Genomic DNA, 16,019 nt, shown 5'->3' with positions numbered 1-16,019 from the left:
GAAATGAGTGATCTTAGAGTTTTGGTCGTTGAAGACGAACCGTTGATGCGTGAACGATTGGTTGGCATGTTGCAAAAAGCGGGTGCGACCGAGGTGAAAGAATGTGCGGACGCCGCCTCAGCACGCGCGGCGTTCGATGCCAGCGAGTTTCACATCGTACTGCTGGACCTGGGTTTGCCGGATGGCAACGGCCATGAGTTGATGGCTGCGTTTAAAGCGGAGAGGAAGGAGCAACACATTGTGCTGGTAACGGCTGATGACTCGATCGAGAGCATTCAGCGCGCCATCAGCGCTGGCGCAAACGGATACGTTGTTAAGCCTTATTCGCAGGAAAAGATCCACGATGTGGTCAACAACTTTGCGATGGTCCATGGCGGCGATATGGCCTTGATCGAAGGGCTGAACCGGCCGCATTAACCGGTTCAGCCGCTGGCCTGGCGATAAACTACGCGACCTGGCGAGCAATCCATGAATTGTAGCGGGTTGCCAATGCCCTGACGTACCGAGCTTCGGCACCGTCAAGGTTGCTTAACACCCCGTTAAAAATCCAGCCTCGTTCGTACACCCCCAGCACGCGCTGTTCATCGTCCAGATTGACGCGCTGGTTCAGCTTCTTGCAAATGGCATCGAGTAGCGGCAGCTTCTCTGGTCTTTTGACCGGGGCATTGCGGTTGCTGATTGGCTGGTTAGCGGCCCGCCTCATTGGTTGTCTTTTCATTGTCTTCTCCTTGCCTTTTGCTGCTGCAACAACAGAAAACCCCGGAGCCTGAAGCAACCGGGGTTTGGCAGAGAAGCTGCCCCGGTCGCTGCAATGGCTCCCGGGACTTGACCGAAAGCCGTTAGATGTCTTTCACCATGGCACGCTGGGTCTGCCCTACCGGGCAACCTGCGATCGTGGAAATACTGTGTTGGAAACGCATGATGGTCATAACAACTCGTTGAATTCGGTTCAGCTATCAGTGTATAGCCAATTACAGGGTTTGCAATAGTCTGGGCTATTCGGCAAACGCGTACAGACAGTTTTGGGGCGCGGCCTCATAATTCGCATCGTCACGTGTTTTTACGTTGTGTAATCCGCGGCACCTGCCCAGGTGCCGATTGGATCTCTCCTTTCTGGCGCAGTCTTTATGACTGCGCTTTTTTTTGCCTTGAAGAAACCATCTCGGTTAGTTCGTAGCCACTAGTTCGTACAGCTTAAATCTTTAGAATTGGCGATAATTTGCACACTAAAGAACTTCCAACTGAAACGAACGAAGAGGTTGAAACCTAAGAAAATGTCCAAAGACCGCGCACGCGCTGTTAAGAGATTTGTGACTGACTTTATTGTGGAAATTGCACTGGTTGTTGCTGTTGCTGTGTATTTTGTGATGGCGCAGGGGCAATCTGTTGGTGAGAACCTGACCTTTACCATGGTCGGCGCAGGCTTGATGGCTGTTGCGACATACTGGACTTTGCACACGGCACGCAAAGGCCTGGAAGTTATCGCGCTTCGACTTCACCCGGGCAAATAATCCGTTGCCAGGTTCGATGAAGAATCAGGGCATCGTTAGAAGCCCGATGAACCGGTAAGCCCAGCGCGTCAATCACTTGCTGGCGAATGGTTGGCCAGCGTCGAACCTGTTCCGGATTGAGCAGTAAGGAAACCGATTCCAGCTGAAAGGCGGGTGTCATGCCCGCCGCACGAAACAGCCGGTGCAGCCAGAAACTGTCGAAGGTCCAGGCGTCACAAAACACCTGATCGGGCAGAATCGCATTGAGCTGGGCAGCAACGTGCGAGACGGAGTAACCCTGTTCTTCCAGCTCCTGACGAGTGATACCGTGAATCGCTTCCGCCCGAGTCGACCAGTCGTGCCAGGTTTTATGCGGATCAATCAACCAGCTGTGCTGCGTACCATCCGCCAAGCACACGCCCACCTCGATTGGGTAGCCCGCGATCAAATCCAGACTGGATGCTTCGAAATCGATGAATGCCGGTTTCGTGGTAACGGTCATGAATAAGCGCTGATTGTTGTCGGTTTTCACCCGAGTTTACTCCGGATCTTTCTCCTGTGCGAACCCAACACGCCGCAGCGCTGTTACAATGTACCCGCGCTATGTATAACCTCGATGACAATTCCTTTTTTATCCCGGTGACCGCTCCATGACTGACACAGTTGTTGTTATTTACTCCGGAGGCATGGACTCCTTTACCCTGCTTCACCTTGCTCGTGCCCAGGGCCACAACGTACACGCATTGTCGTTCAACTATGGCCAGCGCCATGTGCGTGAACTGGACGCCGCCCGGGCTGTGTGTGAAGCCGAGGGAATTCCCCACAAGGTGATCGACATCCGGGCCATGAGTGAGGTGATGTCCGGTTCGGCATTGACCTCAGATATTGAAATACCCGAAGGTCATTACGAAGAAGACAACATGAAAGCAACGGTTGTCCCCAATCGCAATATGATTCTGTTGTCGCTGGCTACCGGTTACGCGGTTACGGTGAATGCACAAGCCGTTTGGTACGGCGCCCATGGTGGCGATCATGCTATCTACCCCGATTGCCGCCCGGAGTTTGTCGAAAAAATGGACGCAGTGTGCCGGGTGGCCAACTACGAGCCGGTTGCCGTGAAAGCACCGTTCATGACCTTGGATAAAGGCGAGATTCTGGCAGAAGGCTTAAAGCTGGGGCTCGACTACGGTCAAACCTGGACGTGTTACAACGGGCGAGAGAAGGCTTGTGGTCAATGCGGTTCCTGCGTTGAACGTCTGGAAGCGTTCGCTGCCCACGGCATCAAAGACCCTTTGGCTTATGAGCGTGGTGCCTGATGTACCGAGTTAAAGAGGCGTTCTACACCTTGCAAGGGGAAGGTGCTCAAGCGGGCCGGGCCGCGGTGTTTTGTCGATTTAGCAAATGCAATTTGTGGAACGGGCGTGAGCGCGACCGGGCCAATGCGGTGTGTAATTTTTGCGATACGGATTTTGTCGGGACCGATGGGCAAAATGGTGGGGTCTTCGAAACCGCAGAAGCGCTGGCCGCGCATATCCGTGCGCTCTGGCCCGAGGGGTTGGGAAAGCCCTACGTAGTGTGTACCGGTGGCGAGCCGTTACTGCAGCTGGATACCGAGTTGATCGCGGCCTTTCATGACGCGAATTTTGAGGTAGGTGTCGAAACCAATGGCACTTTGCCTGCGCCTGAAGGAATTGACTGGTTGTGTGTCAGCCCCAAGGCCGATGCCGAGGTAGTCATTACCCGGTGTGATGAGTTGAAGCTGGTGTACCCTCAACCGCTGGCGATGCCCGAGCGGTTTATCGGGGTTATTCAGGCAAATCATTACTTTTTGTCGCCGATGGCTTCGCCTTCTCTGCCTGAACAGGCAGCAGATCCGGTCAAACAAAGTAATACCCGTAAAGCGACGGATTATTGCCTGGCCAACCCCCAATGGCGACTGACCTTGCAGATGCACAAAATCATCGGAATCGACTGACGGGATCGGTTCAGGCCTGTTTCGTCAGATTCGAGTTCGCGATTCGGTGCTGGCTCGGGCTGTTGCCTGTCCAGCGTTTGAATGCTCGAGTGAAATTCGCCGCATCGGCATAACCCAACGCGTCGGCAATCTGGGTCAGGTTCATGGCGGTGTTCTCCAGCAAATCCTGAGCACGCTCCAGGCGAACTTCATCTACAAGGCTCTGAAAACTGGCACCTTCTTCTTGTAAGCGCCGTTTCAGTGTTCGTTCCGATACGAAAAGCGTACTGGCCGCCCGTGCCAGTTTTGGCGGAAACGGGTGGCTGGCTTCAATCACTCTTCTTACTTTTCTGGCCACCCCGGCGACCTCTTCCAGCTCTTGCAATGCTTGTTCGCATTGCTCCCGGGACGTTTCAGCCAGATGCTGATTGCTGAAGCGGGTTGGGTGGCTGAGGTGGCTGGCGGGCACTACCAGAGCGTCTTCGGTCGCACCGAATTCAACGGGCACACCGATCATTCGCCGGAAACGGTGAAAGTGGCTCGGTTCCGCCCCGCGTCTCATGATCCTCAAGCCTGGTAATGTAGTGCCAAGGAGCTGTGCCCCCATCGAGACACAACCGAACAATACGGCATCCAGAACAAAACCGAGAATTGAACCGAGTTGAGTCTCGCACTTCACTGCATACCAGACGCTGGACCCGGCCATGTGCTTTTGAACTTTTAGATGAGGTACCCGAAGCGTCAGGTAGCGAGTCATTAACTCGAGGGCCTCTTCAAGTGTCCGGCTGCTCATGACCGCCGTGCCCAGGGCGCCATGTAGCGGCAGTTCGAGTTCTCGCGCCAACAATATACCAAGCCCTGGTTCGCCGCTTTCAACAATGGCACGGGTTACGAATTCCGCAGCCTGAGCCTCGCTGACTCTGAGATCGGTGGATTTCAGGCGCGCTGGGTCCAGCCCGACGCGCTGAATCAAGTCCCTTTGATCCACTCCAATAGTGTGGAGCAGCTCGGCCAGAGTGTGGAGATAGATGGCCGGCATGCCCAGATCCTGTGTGTTAGAAACTGAGACGCCCATGAGTTTCCTCGGTCGTGACGGTTATTGTTATGTAAGTGGCAAAGATTATGGCCGCTTCGTGGCCCGGGTCCCATGACTTGGATGACGGGTCAATTAGCTGAAGAGGCCAATTCGGTGTGGTGTGGAAAGCAATCGACCTAGCTATTGTGGCGCTCTATGAAACCGCTCAATACCGCGGCAGAGCGCCTCGGGTTCTCCAGCATCGGCAGGTGGCCAACGCCGCGAAACACGTGTATGTCAGCCTGAGGAGTGGCGGTCTTGAACCAGTCAACACAGCGAGTCGGGGTAATGGTATCCCGGTCACCCCACTGCACTTGCAGAGGCGGTGTCTGGTTTCCAAGATAACGGGTAGGCGCCATTGGGTCGGCAACCATGTCATTAAAAATATGCTGCAATGAATGCCGCCGTTTCATCAGATCAGGACCGAGTAAACCGGTCATGGCAATGCCGGGTAGTGTGGGTTTGCCATTACCGACGCTGTTGAACATACGATAAACCCCCGCCCAGTCCTGAGGAATGAGAACGGAATCGGTGGTCGGGCGTGCGGGCGTGGTGTTTGCCATGCCGGGACGTTCCGGGATGCCTGCACTATTCAGTAGCGTGAGCGTGCGGGGAGGCACTTTAAGTTGATGGGCCAGCAACGCCGCAATCGCACCGCCCATGGAACTCCCGGCAATATGCAGTGGGTTGCTATGGTACCCGGCCAGCCACTGACCAAGACGCTCTGCCTGGCTTTCATACCCGTAATTGGCATCGGGGCGGTATTGGCTTTCGCCTAGCCCCGGTAAATCGGGCACTAATAAATGCCAGTGTGAAGGGAGTTGCTGCATCCAGAAGGCCCAGTTCTCCTTCATTGAAGCAAAGCCGTGGAGTAGTACCAGCGTCGGTGCGCCAGACTTTGCTTTGCCTCGCTCCAGAAACACCATCCGGTGGCCATCTACAGTGGTTTCTCGTCGCTTGGCCTTTAACAGCAAGCGTTGTCCGGTGCGCGCTAGCGGCCAAACGTCGGGAGTGGGAAGTTTCATGGCACATTCACCTGATCGCGATGCATTGAAGGTCAGTGTAACGGCAAGTGTGGCGGGTGCTATTGCTGCGAAGCCTGGTGTTGCAGGCAGCAAGGTCATTCGGGAGGCCGGCGTTAGAGTCGGAGATCGGTAATTACAGGGTTGTGGTCGGAAGCCCGCCAAGGACCATTAAGTTCGGGTGCGTTCTGGTAGTCCAGCGCTCGGGGTTCATCGGCGTTGATGTTCCAGATGTATACCCCTGAGACGTGAGGCATGAGCGTTTGATTGGCAAGCGCATAGTCCAATGAGCCCTTCTCGCCGCGGTAACGATAGCTGTGATAGCGGCAGTCGTCGGGCCTGCATGGGTGAGCGCGATGCAACAAACTGGCGAAACCTGCAGCGTAAAAGGTGGCTAACGGCGTTTCTTGCGCATAACTGTTGAGGTCGCCGGTAATCAGTGTGCCAGCGAGAGGTTCTGCTGTGGATAAGTCAGAGAGCCAGCGAATGATGGTTCGCGCTTCGCGGGTGCGGTGGGCGCTGAAACAACCCTGACCATCGTTCTGATCGGCATTCGGCCCCTGTGCGTTGCGGCAGGACTTGGATTTGAGATGAGGCACCACGACACGGACGGATTTGCCCCCTGCGAGAGGCATAAATGTCTGCGCCAGCGGCGGGCGGCCACGGTGCCGATAAATACCTTGGTTTAGCCGCAGAGCTTTGCCCTCGGGCCGTACCCGGTCGCTGCGGAACATAAGAGCCGTTCGAATGGCATCAGAGCCGTCCCGGTCGGGCGTTTTTATGAAGCGCCAAGCCGAACCTAGTGCTTGTGTGAGCTGGGCTAACGCGCTGCGTGGCCCGTAGCCGTCGTTTTCCAGTTCAGTAACCGCCACGATATCGGGCGCAACCTGATGGATGGCGGTTGTCAGGCGGCGGAGTTGGTTGTTGTGGGCACTCAGGTTTTTGGCACCTCTGGGGGTTGGATAGCCGCTCTCTCCCCCGTCGCCGTTGAAGTAGTTTTGCAGGTTCAGGGCCATGATCCGCGTGACATCGCCCGAAGGCCTAGGCGGCGCATCGGGTCTTGGTTCAGGTCTGGAGAATCGGGGCGTTTGGTCGGGTTGAACCCGCCACTGACCAAAACGGTAATCCAGTACACCGTGGATGCTGGTCACCTGATCGCCGGCCCGAACCGTGTTGTTCTTACTCAGATCAAGCCACGGGACCGAGGTGGGGTCACGGGTGCTTTTACCATCGTCCAGCAGAACACGATGCTTATGGTTTTCAAGCCCTTGCTGAACCGCCGGATCACCGGGCGCCAGGTACTCGGTAGGGATAATTTGATCGGTTTTCGCCAGCGTCAGTTCACCAAAACGGGCCAGATTGTGATGCTCTATCACGGTCAGCGGTGCGTTGAACGACACACGCATATTTTCGAAGCTTTCCGGTGCTTGTGGCCACGGCAATGAAAGCTCAACAGGTGTAGGGAGTGGCGCCTGGCCGCACACGATAAGCTGGTTCACGTTGACCAGTTCTGTCAGGTCATGAAACTCTTTGACGACACCGGTCAGTCGCAGCCGTTGGCCGGGGCTGGCGTTGCGGCGGGTATAGACGAACAGCGCTTCCGACGTCGCAGGGTCGTTGTCGGTTTCTGCGTCGGCTTGTTGAATGTAGAAGCCGTTAAAGCCGTCTTGGTGATTGGATGTGTAAGTCACGATCCCTTCGATCGAGACGGTTTGGCCTGCCAACGGTGAATGAGGCCCGGAACTTTGAATCTGGTGAATAGCGGTAGCGGGTGAACCGCACTTTTGTGCAGCGTGCGCTGCCGGGCTGGCCGTCCATAAAAACAGCCCGGCTAGGGTGATGAATATTTTGAAGAAAGGTTTGATCACAAGGCCTGTCTGTTAAAGACCGGCCACCGCTTTAAGGGCTTGTTCACGTTTGCTTCCAAAGCCTAGCTGGTCCGGATTGACCAGTTCCAGTTGCTGCACCAGAGGGTCCGGGTGGTCGCGGTCAAAGGTAATGCCAAGCTGAGACAACACGTAGGGCGCCAGTGCAGCGCGGGTTTCAACCTGCAGGCTGCCATTTTTCATGCCGTAGTCGCGCGCCACAATGTGTTGCTGAGCGTCGGTTAGCCGTTGGTCCGGTGCAATATCGAGGGTTACCCGACGTTGCCAGTCTTCATCGTGCTGAGCGCTGTAGCGAGCTTTCTGGCGCAGTGCTTCCGGGGTGTTTTGAAAACGGCTGAGCGCGAAATCACGGAATTCCCTATTCGAGCTGCACCAGGCACGAACATGCCAGTTATTTCCCGCGCACACCAGAGCGTGAGGCTCGAGTACGCTTTCGACGGCCTCGGGGCGGCTCAAAGAGACGTAGCTGGCCTTTAGCTGACGTTTGTAACGGGTGGCGGTGACGACTGCGCGCATGGTTTCCGGTGCAACGTACCGGCCGGGCCCGGTGATCACTGTGTTGCCTGGCATGCCGAGCTCAAGCTCTGCCAGAGAGTCATTGAGGTTTTGCTGTTGGGCGAGCAGGTCTTGGTATTCTGAGACTTCACCGTGGGTGACCACCGGCTTGAAACTGCTGGACGGCACATAACCCTTGAGATGTCGGTCGTACACCAGATTGCCCGGTGCCACCTCTCTCAGGTACGTGTTGATGTCTTTGGAGGCCTGTTGGCGACCAATGCCAAAGCTATGGCAGATATGGTTGGTCGTCAGGCGGCCTTCCCACAGTGCAACGGTTTCGATGAGTCGATAGCGAAGCAAGAGATCCCAACGAATGGGCCAATCCGTTTTCTTCATAACCAGGCGCTCACAATCCAGTAAATAGCTTCTTATTTATCTTACCCGTTAGGGGGTTGGGGGTCTGTTACGGCCCATTAATGTAAAACAATGTCAAATTGGGCCCAGTGTAATACAAGTCTCGGCATCTCCCTAGTTTCGGCTACCCCATAGCCTGATTAAATGCCGGTCAACCGCCCAAGGATAATGTTGCTATCCTTCTCTTGAGCATGCCCACCTTATCGATAATGCGGAGTCAGTCATGACCCGAATGGTAGCTTCCCTGTCTGCATTGCTTCTGAGTATTGTGTTTCTGGTCAGTGGTAATGCGTTTTTAATGACGCTTCTGGGTATTCGCCTGAGTATCGAAGAGGTTTCGCCAGATATCATCGGTTGGGTACTGGTGTGTTATTCCATCGGTTTTGTGGTTGGCACCCTCTACGTTCACCACATTATAGGACGTGTTGGTCATATTCGCGCCTTCGCCGTCTTTGCGGCGATGGCCGCCGTTGCCGCCCTGTTGTACCCGATGGCCGTGTCTAGCCTGTTTTGGGCAGTGCTGCGAGTGTTGTCGGGCTTCAGTGTCGCCGGCGTGTTGGTGGTCATCGAAAGCTGGTTTTCCAGTCGGGCCACCAACGCCAACCGCGGTTCAATGTTCGCCATTTATCAGATCGTGTTTTACCTATCGGCAGCGGGTGGCCAGCTTGTGGTCAATATAGGTAACCCGTCGGATTTCCTGCCGTTTTCCTTGGCTGCCATTCTGCTGACTTTGGCGGTAATTCCGTTGTCGCTGACCCGAATGGAAGCGCCGGTTATTGAGCACACCAGTCGAATGTCTGTGTTCAAGTTGGCGCGCGAGTCGTTTTCGGGTGTTGCTGGTGCCTTGGTGAGTGGCGTGTTGATCGGCGGGTTTTACGCTTTGGGGCCGGTGTACGCCACGCTGGTTGGGTTGGATGTCGGCAAGACCTCGACATTTATGGCCACGGCGATTGTTGCTGCCATGCTGCTGGCTTGGCCACTGGGGCGTGTATGCGACCGCTTTGATCGTCGGCGTGTCATGTTCTGGGTCTCGCTCATAGCTTCATCCGCCGCCATCGGCGTCGCTGTTTTTGGCGCAGAGAGACTGTTGTTGCTGACCGTGCTGGTCGGATTGTTTACCGGTTTGTCCGCCACCTTGTATCCTATCGCCGTTGCGATTACTAACGACCGTATGGACAGCAATCGTATTGTCGCTGCCAGCGCGACACTGCTACTCAGCTACGGTATCGGAAGCGTAATAGGCCCGATCACGATGGCAAAGCTGATCAGTTTGTTCGGACCTTCGGGACTGTTTTTTGGCAACGCTGGATTCCTGATTTTGCTGGCCGTCATCACGAGCTATCGGATTAGCCAGACCGACGATGTTCCGGTGGATGAGCAGGAGCACTTTGTGCCTGCCATGCCGGAAGCGTCCTCTGTGCTTTCCGAGCTTGATCCGCGAAACGAAGAATTTCACGAGTCACCGGAAGTCGAAGAAATGCAAGCAGAGATGCGCCAGGGCCATTGAGGGTTTTGGCGTTTTTTTGAGCTTTATTCCGCATTTCAATCTTTCCTCATTTCAACTAGTAGCTTACTATTGGTAAAATTTATGTACTGTTAGTGTCTTGCCCTTTGTTGAGGGCTAAGCGCCAAGCCTTAATAGGAGTGAATATCGTGAGAGATCAGTTTCCGTTTGCGGTTGCCCGTGTTACTCGCCGCTGGCGCAAAATGCTGGATGAGCGCCTGAAAGACCTAGGGGTTACCCAGGCTCGCTGGAGCACCATGGTGTACCTGCAGCAAGGTGGCGAAGGTCTGACCCAGAGAGAGTTGGCCAGTTTGATGGCAATCGAGAACCCGACATTGGTTCGGCTGTTAGACAGCCTGGAACAGCAGGGGTTGATAGAGCGTCGCGCCTGCCCCAAAGACCGTCGTGCCCGAAGGTTGCACCTGACCAAAGAGGGGGTGAACTTTATGGACGAATTGACCGAACGCGCAAACGAGCTCCGTGAAGAAATGCTCGACGGAATTTCCGATAAGGAAATCGAGAGCGCGCTCGCTGTTTTCCATAAAATTATGGAAAACGCAGAAACGCAGAAATAAGCTTTGGCGGATAATACGATTGCCGGGCTCGAAGCCCGCTACGGTGAACGTTGGCGGTGGCTGGCTGTTGCCACGGTTGTACTTGGCACAATGGCAACGGTGCTCAGTGCGACGGTGGTCAACGTTGCGCTTCACGACATAATGCTGGAGTTCGGCCTGCGCCAGGGTACCGTTCACTGGTTAGCCACCGGTTTCATTGCGTCCATGACCACCACCATGCTGGCGTCCGCTTGGTTGCTTGACCGTTTCGGCGTGCGTAAAACCCTCGCGATCGCAATGGCGTTGTTTGCAGTGATTTCCGTGGCCGGTGGTTTTGCCCAAACGCCAGCCCAGTTGATCTCTGCCCGGGTGGGCCAGGGCGCCATGGCTGGTTTGATGCAGCCGATGGGCATGTATCTCGTATTCCGAATCTTTCCGGCTGATCGGCGTGGTCAGGCCATGGGTATATATGGCATGGGTGTCATTCTGGCACCTGCGTTGGGGCCGGTGCTCGGTGGTTTTCTTGTCGATCAGTTTAATTGGCGTTATGTCATGTTCGCCCCTGCCCCGGTGACCTTGATTGGTGTTTTGATGGCCTGGCGTTTTTTGCCGGTTCCGGTATCCCGGCCTGCACGTTATGCCTTTGATTGGCCGGGGCTGGTGATGCTGGGCGCGATTGTTGGTTTGACCCTGGATACTCTGACTCGGTTTCAGTCGTTTGAGGGTCATGAATTGCGGCTGCTTGTGCAGGCCCTTGTGGACGTTTTGCTGCTGATCATTTTCGTCAGACGCGAGCGAACGATCAAACACCCGCTGGTGAATCTTGCTCTGTTACGACAACCGGTTTTCCTTTACGCAACCATTGGTGCCATGGCACTTGGGCTGGCGCTTTTCGGTTCTACGTATCTGATTCCACTTTTTGTCCAGACCACGCTGGGATTTTCAGCCACCGAAGCAGGTTTGCTGATGTTGCCTGCGGGTGTGGTACTGGGCGTTATCTTCCCGCTCTCCGGCCGGCTGGCGGATAAGCAAAGTGCGCGCAGTTTGGTGCTGTTCGGTATTGCAATGTTTGCGCTTTCAGCGGTTCTGTTTGCCTCTACGGGGCAGTTTGCCGGTTTTGGCTGGCTGGCGTTTTGGGCGGTTCTGGGTCGCATCGGTATAGGCTTTATGCTGCCGGCTCTCTCAATGGGTGCCTTGAACCCCCTGCCGCCGGAACTTATGGGGGCAGGCTCCAGCAGCATTAACTTTGCCCGTCAGCTTGGTGGAGCATTGGGGGTGAATGTGGTGGCACTGACCATCGAATTTGGTGAGCACCAAAATGGTATTCCAACGCTGCAGGCATTCGAGTCCGCTTGGTGGTTGGTCGCCATTTTCGTTGCGCTGGCGGCCATACCTATTTGGAAAATGCGCGTTTAGTCAGTATTTGCGCGTTACGAAAATGCAAGATACCCGCGATTACCCAACGTCCATGGATGTTGGCGCGTATTGATGCCGATATAATAGGTTGTTCTTGCTATACGAGAACGCGGCCCGGTGATCCAAAATGAACTCTTAAGCCGAGTGCCGGTCAGTGATACCAACCGGCCTTGAACCGATGTGGAGTGTTATGCAGTTGAAATACGTTATTTCGTTGTTGCTGAGCCTTGCTCTATGGGCCCCCACGCTGGCAGCGGCTGAAACCGGCCAGGCATCGCCTGCTGGAACTTCCAAGGATGCGAGCGACGCCAAGCCCGATCGCTCACCCCGGGTGCCTACCTTTTCCCTGAACGGCGATCTGGCCGGTGACCTGCAGGTGTTCACCACAGCCTATGAAGATACCTTTGCCGGTATCGGCAACGAGCTGGCGTTGGGGTATCTGGAGCTGGTGAAGGCGAATCCGGGCATTGATCCGTGGTTACCGGGCGAGGGTACCCAGATTACGTTGCCCAGAATGTACGTTCTGCCGGATTCGGCCCGTGAAGGCATCGTGATCAATTTGGCCGAATACCGTCTCTATTACTTCACAGGGGGCGGTGTGCAGGTGTACCCGGTGGGTGTCGGTACCGAAGACAACCCTTCTCCGCTGACCAATGCAAAGGTTACCATGCCACTGGAGTCTCCAGCCTGGTACCCGCCAGCAAGTATTCGGGCGGAGTATGAAGCGTCAGGCGATTATCTGCCGCGTATGATTCCTCCCGGGCCTGACAACCCGCTGGGCACCCACGCCTTGATGTTGAGTGAGAAAGGTTACTTGATCCACGGCACGAACAAGAAATTTGGTGTTGGTATGGCGGTTAGCCACGGCTGTTTTCGCATGTACAACGAAGACATTTCCCGGTTTGCCTATCAGGTTTCAAAAGGCACCCCTGTTCAGGTTATTCGCGAGCCGGTAAAGGTCGGGTTATCCGGTGGTGAAATCTGGCTGGAAGTCCATCGTCCTGGTGAAGATTACACGCAGGAGGATCGGGAAAAGCTCTGGCGTCAGACCATGGCCAAAGTGGAGGCGTTCCAGAAACAGCATCCGGAAGTTCAGGTCAAACGAATGGCTATCGAGGTTGCCGTTGATCAGGCTGATGGCATACCCAGGATGATCGGAGAAAAGCTGACACAAGTCGCGGCAGATGAAAGCTCGGATAAATCCACGCCCAAGGCGACATCAGATTCCGGACAAACCCTGTATTTCTGACACAAAAAAAGGCCGGTTGAACCGGCCTTTTTTATGCTAAGCGTCAGCCTTACTTCTGGCTGGCACGCTCCAGCATACGCTTGGCGCGCTCGTTCGCTTCGTTAGCGGACTTCTGAGCAGCACGGGCAGCAGCCAGAGCTTCTTCAGCAGTCTGCTGAGCAGTACGAGCAGACTTGGAAGCGCTGTTCGCAGTGTTCAGAGCATTGTTAGCAGTTTGCTCGGCGGAGCTTGCAGTTGCATTCGCTTCGTCGATAGCAGCTTGATCAGTAGTGGCACAACCTGCAGTCAGAGCAGCGGCCATTGCAAACCCAGCGATTGTAAGTTTACGCATTGTAAATCCCCTTATTGGTCGTTTTATTTCCTGAGACCCGGAAGTCAGTCGGACGACTTCCTGTCAGTCATGCCAGCAGGCAATGACTACCGGAGTCGTTAAACAGTGTAAAACACTCTGGAAGAAAATGTTAACTGGGTATAGGGGAATTTGCATAGCTCATGACAACAACGTAATGCACTGATGTCATGGCGTTAATCATTGACCGAAGCGTTTAAGGCAAAATCCGGATCGGGGTTCCGTCATCGACCAGCTCCCAGATCTCGTCAATTTCTTCGTTGGTCACGGCAATACAGCCATTGGTCCAGTCCAGCCCCGTGAAGGCGAAGGCCAGATCGCCTGCGTCATTGGGCAAGCCGTGAATCATGATGCTTCCACCGGGCTTCAGGCCCCAAGCTTCCGCCGCTTCTCTGTCGTCCCGATTGGGATAGGAGATGTGAATGGATTTGTAGAAATCGCTGTTGGAATTGCGCCAATCAAGGAGATAGCTGCCTTCGGGCGTACGTTCATCGCCTTCGTAGAGCTTGTGGCCGACGGGGTTGTCACCCAAAGAAATACGATAACTCTTTACCTTTTCTTCACCGTTGAGCAAATACAGGCGGCGCTCGCTTTTCTTTACCAGGACTTCGGTGATATCAAACGAGAGCGGTGCTTTGGGTTCAGGCATGATCATTCGCTCATCGGCCCGAGCTAGCAATTCGGTGGCTGCCACCAAGCTTGGCAGAGCAAGGAACAAAGCTGTCAGAAGGGATCGAAAAATCATAAAGCCGCACTATCGTCAGAACGTTAAATTTTGTACATGGAGTTTATAGCATAGGGTGCAGGGGTGTGGGTAAGAGGGTTTTGTTACATTTGTTGGCTTTACGTACCTCTGCACAGTTTTCGGTCAGGATTCCATTTTCAGGCCGACTTTGGTCACCCGATCGGCTTCAATCGCCCTGGCAACCAACGATACCGGGCCAATGGTCACAATATCGCCGACCACCGGATGCCCTTTGGTGCGCAGGTCAAAGCACTTGGCCAGCGTCAGCTCGGAAGGCATTTCTTTGAGCTCGATGCCATAAACCTGTTCGACATCGCCAAGCAAAGCGTCTCCATTGAGCACGAAGTCCCCGAAGAAGGTCCGTTCTGCCAGGTGTTTGGGGATGTCTCGCGTGCTGAGCACCTTGCTGAGTTCCGTCACGCCCACGGGTGTTGCGAACAGCGCGAGTACATCACCGGCGCTGACGGCCAAGTCCGGGCGAGGCTGAAGGTATTCACGGTCGCGAAAAACGCCGGCGATGGCGGTGTGGTCGGGCAGGCGCAACAAACTGATTTCCTTCGGCTGGTTCCAGCTCTTGCCGCGAAGGGGGAAAAGCATCAATTCGTGGTCGCCGGTGGCAGGGACATCCAGAGGAAACCGACGAAATGGCGCTTCAGTTGCGGGTACTTCCAGTTTCAGTTTTCGGGCCAGAGGCGCCATGGTAGTGCCTTGCACAAGAAGCGAAACGAGTACGATAAAGAAGGCCGCGTGGAATACCAGCTTGGCGTCTGGCAGCCCGGCCAGCACTGGGAACAGCGCCAGCACAATAGGTACTGCGCCGCGTAAACCGACCCAACTGATAAACCCAATTTCCCTGCGGTTGAAACCGAACGGCCAAAGGGTGGCAATCACGGTAACGGGCCGGATCACAAAGATCAGAGCGAAGGCCAGAATCAGGCCGCTGCCAACCAGAGGAACCAATTCCGATGGGCTCACCAGCAGGCCGAGAATCAGGAACAGGCAAAGCTGCGCCAGCCAGGCCAGTCCGTCATGGACTTGTAGGATCAGTGGCATCATCTTCACCTGACGGTTCCCAATGACCACACCGCTTAGGTAAATGGCCAAGAAACCACTGCCGCCTACGGCATTGGTGGCCGCGAACACCGCGAGCCCCGCCGCCGCCACCAGCAGAGGATAAAGCGCGGGGGTCAGATGAATCCGGTTCACCAAGGCCACGATCAAATACCCGCCCAGCAAACCCGCAGGAGCGCCAATGCCAAATTGCTGAAGCAGCATCAGCAGCCCGGAAGCAATGGCACCGTCTTGATGTTCGCTGATGAGGGTCACCAGCATCAGTGTCAGGAAGATGGCCATCGGGTCGTTGCTGCCGGACTCGATTTCCAGGGTTGCGCTCACCCGTTCATTCAGATGCAGGCCTCGACCTTGCAACAATGAGAATACGGCGGCGGCGTCGGTGGAGGAGATGATGGCACCGATCAGTAATGCCATGAGCCAGTGAAGGTCGAAGACCCACCAGGCAACGATGGCCGCGCCCATTGCAGTCATGGCCACACCTACCGTAGCCAGTAGCAATGCCGGTTTCAGGCCGACCCGGAAGGTTTCGGCCCGGGTGCGCATGCCGCCATCGAGCAGTATGACCGCCAACGCTAAACTCGCGATGATGACGGCAAGCTCGACATCGTCAAACTCAATGCCGCCAGGACCGTCCTCGCCCATCAGCATGCCCACACCCAAAAACACCAGAAGAACCGGCATGCCGACCCGGCTGGAGAGGGGGCTGAGGACGATACTGAAAACCAGCATCAGGGCGCCGATGAGCGTGAACGTGGGATCCATGAGACTCCAGATCAGAAGGTATGCCCG

General features: G+C 55.3%; 18 protein-coding genes. 9 read left to right on the top strand and 9 right to left on the bottom strand.

Annotated elements, in window-relative coordinates; all coding sequences use genetic code 11:
- Positions 1-3 precede the first annotated feature (3 nt).
- Positions 4-417 carry a response regulator gene (locus DOQ08_RS11370; protein ID WP_114335040.1) on the top strand — a complete coding sequence of 138 codons (414 nt, stop codon included), beginning with the start codon at positions 4-6 and terminating at the stop codon, positions 415-417.
- A gap of 28 nt (positions 418-445) precedes the next feature.
- On the opposite strand, the gene DOQ08_RS11365 is transcribed toward DOQ08_RS11370, so the two are convergent.
- A complete protein-coding gene (locus DOQ08_RS11365; protein ID WP_114335039.1) occupies positions 446-718 on the bottom strand; it encodes a hypothetical protein in 273 nt (90 codons plus the stop codon).
- Positions 719-1,310: 592 nt separating this feature from the next.
- Here DOQ08_RS11365 and DOQ08_RS11360 point away from each other — a divergent pair.
- Positions 1,311-1,511 (top strand): hypothetical protein, encoded by a 201-nt coding sequence (locus DOQ08_RS11360; RefSeq protein ID WP_227537617.1) that lies wholly within the window; start codon positions 1,311-1,313, stop codon positions 1,509-1,511.
- Here the strand turns inward: DOQ08_RS11360 and DOQ08_RS11355 are convergent.
- Complete coding sequence (locus DOQ08_RS11355) at positions 1,480-1,992, bottom strand: 3'-5' exonuclease (RefSeq protein WP_114335490.1); 513 nt, start codon at positions 1,990-1,992, stop codon at positions 1,480-1,482. The two genes, DOQ08_RS11360 and DOQ08_RS11355, sit on opposite strands and share 32 nt — an antisense overlap.
- 148 nt (positions 1,993-2,140) lie before the next feature.
- Between DOQ08_RS11355 and queC the strand changes: the two genes are divergently transcribed.
- Together queC and queE are read left to right on the top strand one after the other, a co-directional pair.
- On the top strand, positions 2,141-2,806 hold the full coding sequence (gene queC, locus DOQ08_RS11350; RefSeq protein ID WP_114335037.1) for a 7-cyano-7-deazaguanine synthase QueC: 666 nt from the start codon (positions 2,141-2,143) through the stop codon (positions 2,804-2,806).
- Positions 2,806-3,465, top strand: coding sequence for a 7-carboxy-7-deazaguanine synthase (gene queE / locus DOQ08_RS11345; RefSeq protein ID WP_114335036.1), 660 nt, complete (start codon positions 2,806-2,808; stop codon positions 3,463-3,465). The genes queC and queE overlap by 1 nt, the downstream gene beginning before the upstream one ends.
- Positions 3,466-3,475: 10 nt before the next feature.
- Here queE and DOQ08_RS11340 read toward each other — a convergent pair whose 3' ends face one another.
- The gene (locus DOQ08_RS11340) at positions 3,476-4,483 is read right to left on the bottom strand and encodes an AraC family transcriptional regulator (protein ID WP_227537615.1); all 1,008 of its coding nucleotides are present in this window, start codon (positions 4,481-4,483) and stop codon (positions 3,476-3,478) included.
- Positions 4,484-4,656: 173 nt separating this feature from the next.
- Complete coding sequence (locus DOQ08_RS11335; RefSeq protein ID WP_114335034.1) at positions 4,657-5,544, bottom strand: alpha/beta fold hydrolase; 888 nt, start codon at positions 5,542-5,544, stop codon at positions 4,657-4,659.
- Between DOQ08_RS11335 and DOQ08_RS16145 the strand changes: the two genes are divergently transcribed.
- Complete coding sequence (locus DOQ08_RS16145) at positions 5,543-5,677, top strand: hypothetical protein (protein WP_264756362.1); 135 nt, start codon at positions 5,543-5,545, stop codon at positions 5,675-5,677. The genes DOQ08_RS11335 and DOQ08_RS16145 overlap by 2 nt on opposite strands.
- On the opposite strand, the gene DOQ08_RS11330 is transcribed toward DOQ08_RS16145, so the two are convergent.
- Positions 5,658-7,409, bottom strand: coding sequence for an ExeM/NucH family extracellular endonuclease (locus DOQ08_RS11330; RefSeq protein WP_227537614.1), 1,752 nt, complete (start codon positions 7,407-7,409; stop codon positions 5,658-5,660). The two genes, DOQ08_RS16145 and DOQ08_RS11330, sit on opposite strands and share 20 nt — an antisense overlap.
- A gap of 12 nt (positions 7,410-7,421) precedes the next feature.
- Entirely contained in the window at positions 7,422-8,321 is a 900-nt protein-coding gene (locus DOQ08_RS11325) for a helix-turn-helix transcriptional regulator (RefSeq protein ID WP_114335033.1), read from the bottom strand.
- Between the two features lie 241 nt (positions 8,322-8,562).
- On the opposite strand from DOQ08_RS11325, the gene DOQ08_RS11320 reads away from it, so the two are divergent.
- From DOQ08_RS11320 to DOQ08_RS11305, 4 genes are all read left to right on the top strand, one after another.
- A complete protein-coding gene (locus DOQ08_RS11320; RefSeq protein ID WP_114335032.1) occupies positions 8,563-9,846 on the top strand; it encodes an MFS transporter in 1,284 nt (427 codons plus the stop codon).
- Between the two features lie 146 nt (positions 9,847-9,992).
- Positions 9,993-10,418 carry a MarR family transcriptional regulator gene (locus DOQ08_RS11315; protein ID WP_114335031.1) on the top strand — a complete coding sequence of 142 codons (426 nt, stop codon included), beginning with the start codon at positions 9,993-9,995 and terminating at the stop codon, positions 10,416-10,418.
- 3 nt (positions 10,419-10,421) lie between these two features.
- On the top strand, positions 10,422-11,813 hold the full coding sequence (locus tag DOQ08_RS11310; protein WP_114335030.1) for a DHA2 family efflux MFS transporter permease subunit: 1,392 nt from the start codon (positions 10,422-10,424) through the stop codon (positions 11,811-11,813).
- 190 nt (positions 11,814-12,003) lie between these two features.
- Entirely contained in the window at positions 12,004-13,062 is a 1,059-nt protein-coding gene (locus DOQ08_RS11305) for a L,D-transpeptidase family protein (RefSeq protein WP_114335029.1), read from the top strand.
- A 49-nt stretch (positions 13,063-13,111) separates the two neighbouring features.
- Here DOQ08_RS11305 and DOQ08_RS11300 read toward each other — a convergent pair whose 3' ends face one another.
- The 3 genes from DOQ08_RS11300 to DOQ08_RS11290 form a co-directional block, all read right to left on the bottom strand.
- Positions 13,112-13,393, bottom strand: coding sequence for an Lpp/OprI family alanine-zipper lipoprotein (locus DOQ08_RS11300; RefSeq protein ID WP_114335028.1), 282 nt, complete (start codon positions 13,391-13,393; stop codon positions 13,112-13,114).
- Between the two features lie 214 nt (positions 13,394-13,607).
- Positions 13,608-14,156 carry a L,D-transpeptidase family protein gene (locus DOQ08_RS11295; RefSeq protein WP_114335027.1) on the bottom strand — a complete coding sequence of 183 codons (549 nt, stop codon included), beginning with the start codon at positions 14,154-14,156 and terminating at the stop codon, positions 13,608-13,610.
- Positions 14,157-14,279: 123 nt separating this feature from the next.
- Positions 14,280-15,992 (bottom strand): potassium/proton antiporter, encoded by a 1,713-nt coding sequence (locus DOQ08_RS11290; protein ID WP_114335026.1) that lies wholly within the window; start codon positions 15,990-15,992, stop codon positions 14,280-14,282.
- Positions 15,993-16,019 lie beyond the last annotated feature (27 nt).

This window comes from Marinobacter litoralis (assembly GCF_003336705.1).
Lineage (GTDB): Bacteria > Pseudomonadota > Gammaproteobacteria > Pseudomonadales > Oleiphilaceae > Marinobacter > Marinobacter litoralis.
This window is presented reverse-complemented; position numbering and strand designations above follow the sequence as displayed.

What these genes read in the sequence shown, in the direction of transcription:
- DOQ08_RS11370 (WP_114335040.1), top strand. Translation starts at nt 4, where the DNA reads ATGAGTGATCTTAGAGTTTTGGTCGTTGAAGACGAACCGTTGATGCGT.
- DOQ08_RS11365 (WP_114335039.1), bottom strand. Translation starts at nt 718, where the DNA reads ATGAAAAGACAACCAATGAGGCGGGCCGCTAACCAGCCAATCAGCAAC.
- DOQ08_RS11355 (WP_114335490.1), bottom strand. Translation starts at nt 1,992, where the DNA reads ATGACCGTTACCACGAAACCGGCATTCATCGATTTCGAAGCATCCAGT.
- queC (WP_114335037.1), top strand. Translation starts at nt 2,141, where the DNA reads ATGACTGACACAGTTGTTGTTATTTACTCCGGAGGCATGGACTCCTTT.
- queE (WP_114335036.1), top strand. Translation starts at nt 2,806, where the DNA reads ATGTACCGAGTTAAAGAGGCGTTCTACACCTTGCAAGGGGAAGGTGCT.
- DOQ08_RS11340 (WP_227537615.1), bottom strand. Translation starts at nt 4,483, where the DNA reads ATGCCGGCCATCTATCTCCACACTCTGGCCGAGCTGCTCCACACTATT.
- DOQ08_RS16145 (WP_264756362.1), top strand. Translation starts at nt 5,543, where the DNA reads ATGGCACATTCACCTGATCGCGATGCATTGAAGGTCAGTGTAACGGCA.
- DOQ08_RS11335 (WP_114335034.1), bottom strand. Translation starts at nt 5,544, where the DNA reads ATGAAACTTCCCACTCCCGACGTTTGGCCGCTAGCGCGCACCGGACAA.
- DOQ08_RS11325 (WP_114335033.1), bottom strand. Translation starts at nt 8,321, where the DNA reads ATGAAGAAAACGGATTGGCCCATTCGTTGGGATCTCTTGCTTCGCTAT.
- DOQ08_RS11320 (WP_114335032.1), top strand. Translation starts at nt 8,563, where the DNA reads ATGACCCGAATGGTAGCTTCCCTGTCTGCATTGCTTCTGAGTATTGTG.
- DOQ08_RS11305 (WP_114335029.1), top strand. Translation starts at nt 12,004, where the DNA reads ATGCAGTTGAAATACGTTATTTCGTTGTTGCTGAGCCTTGCTCTATGG.
- DOQ08_RS11300 (WP_114335028.1), bottom strand. Translation starts at nt 13,393, where the DNA reads ATGCGTAAACTTACAATCGCTGGGTTTGCAATGGCCGCTGCTCTGACT.
- DOQ08_RS11295 (WP_114335027.1), bottom strand. Translation starts at nt 14,156, where the DNA reads ATGATTTTTCGATCCCTTCTGACAGCTTTGTTCCTTGCTCTGCCAAGC.
- DOQ08_RS11290 (WP_114335026.1), bottom strand. Translation starts at nt 15,992, where the DNA reads ATGGATCCCACGTTCACGCTCATCGGCGCCCTGATGCTGGTTTTCAGT.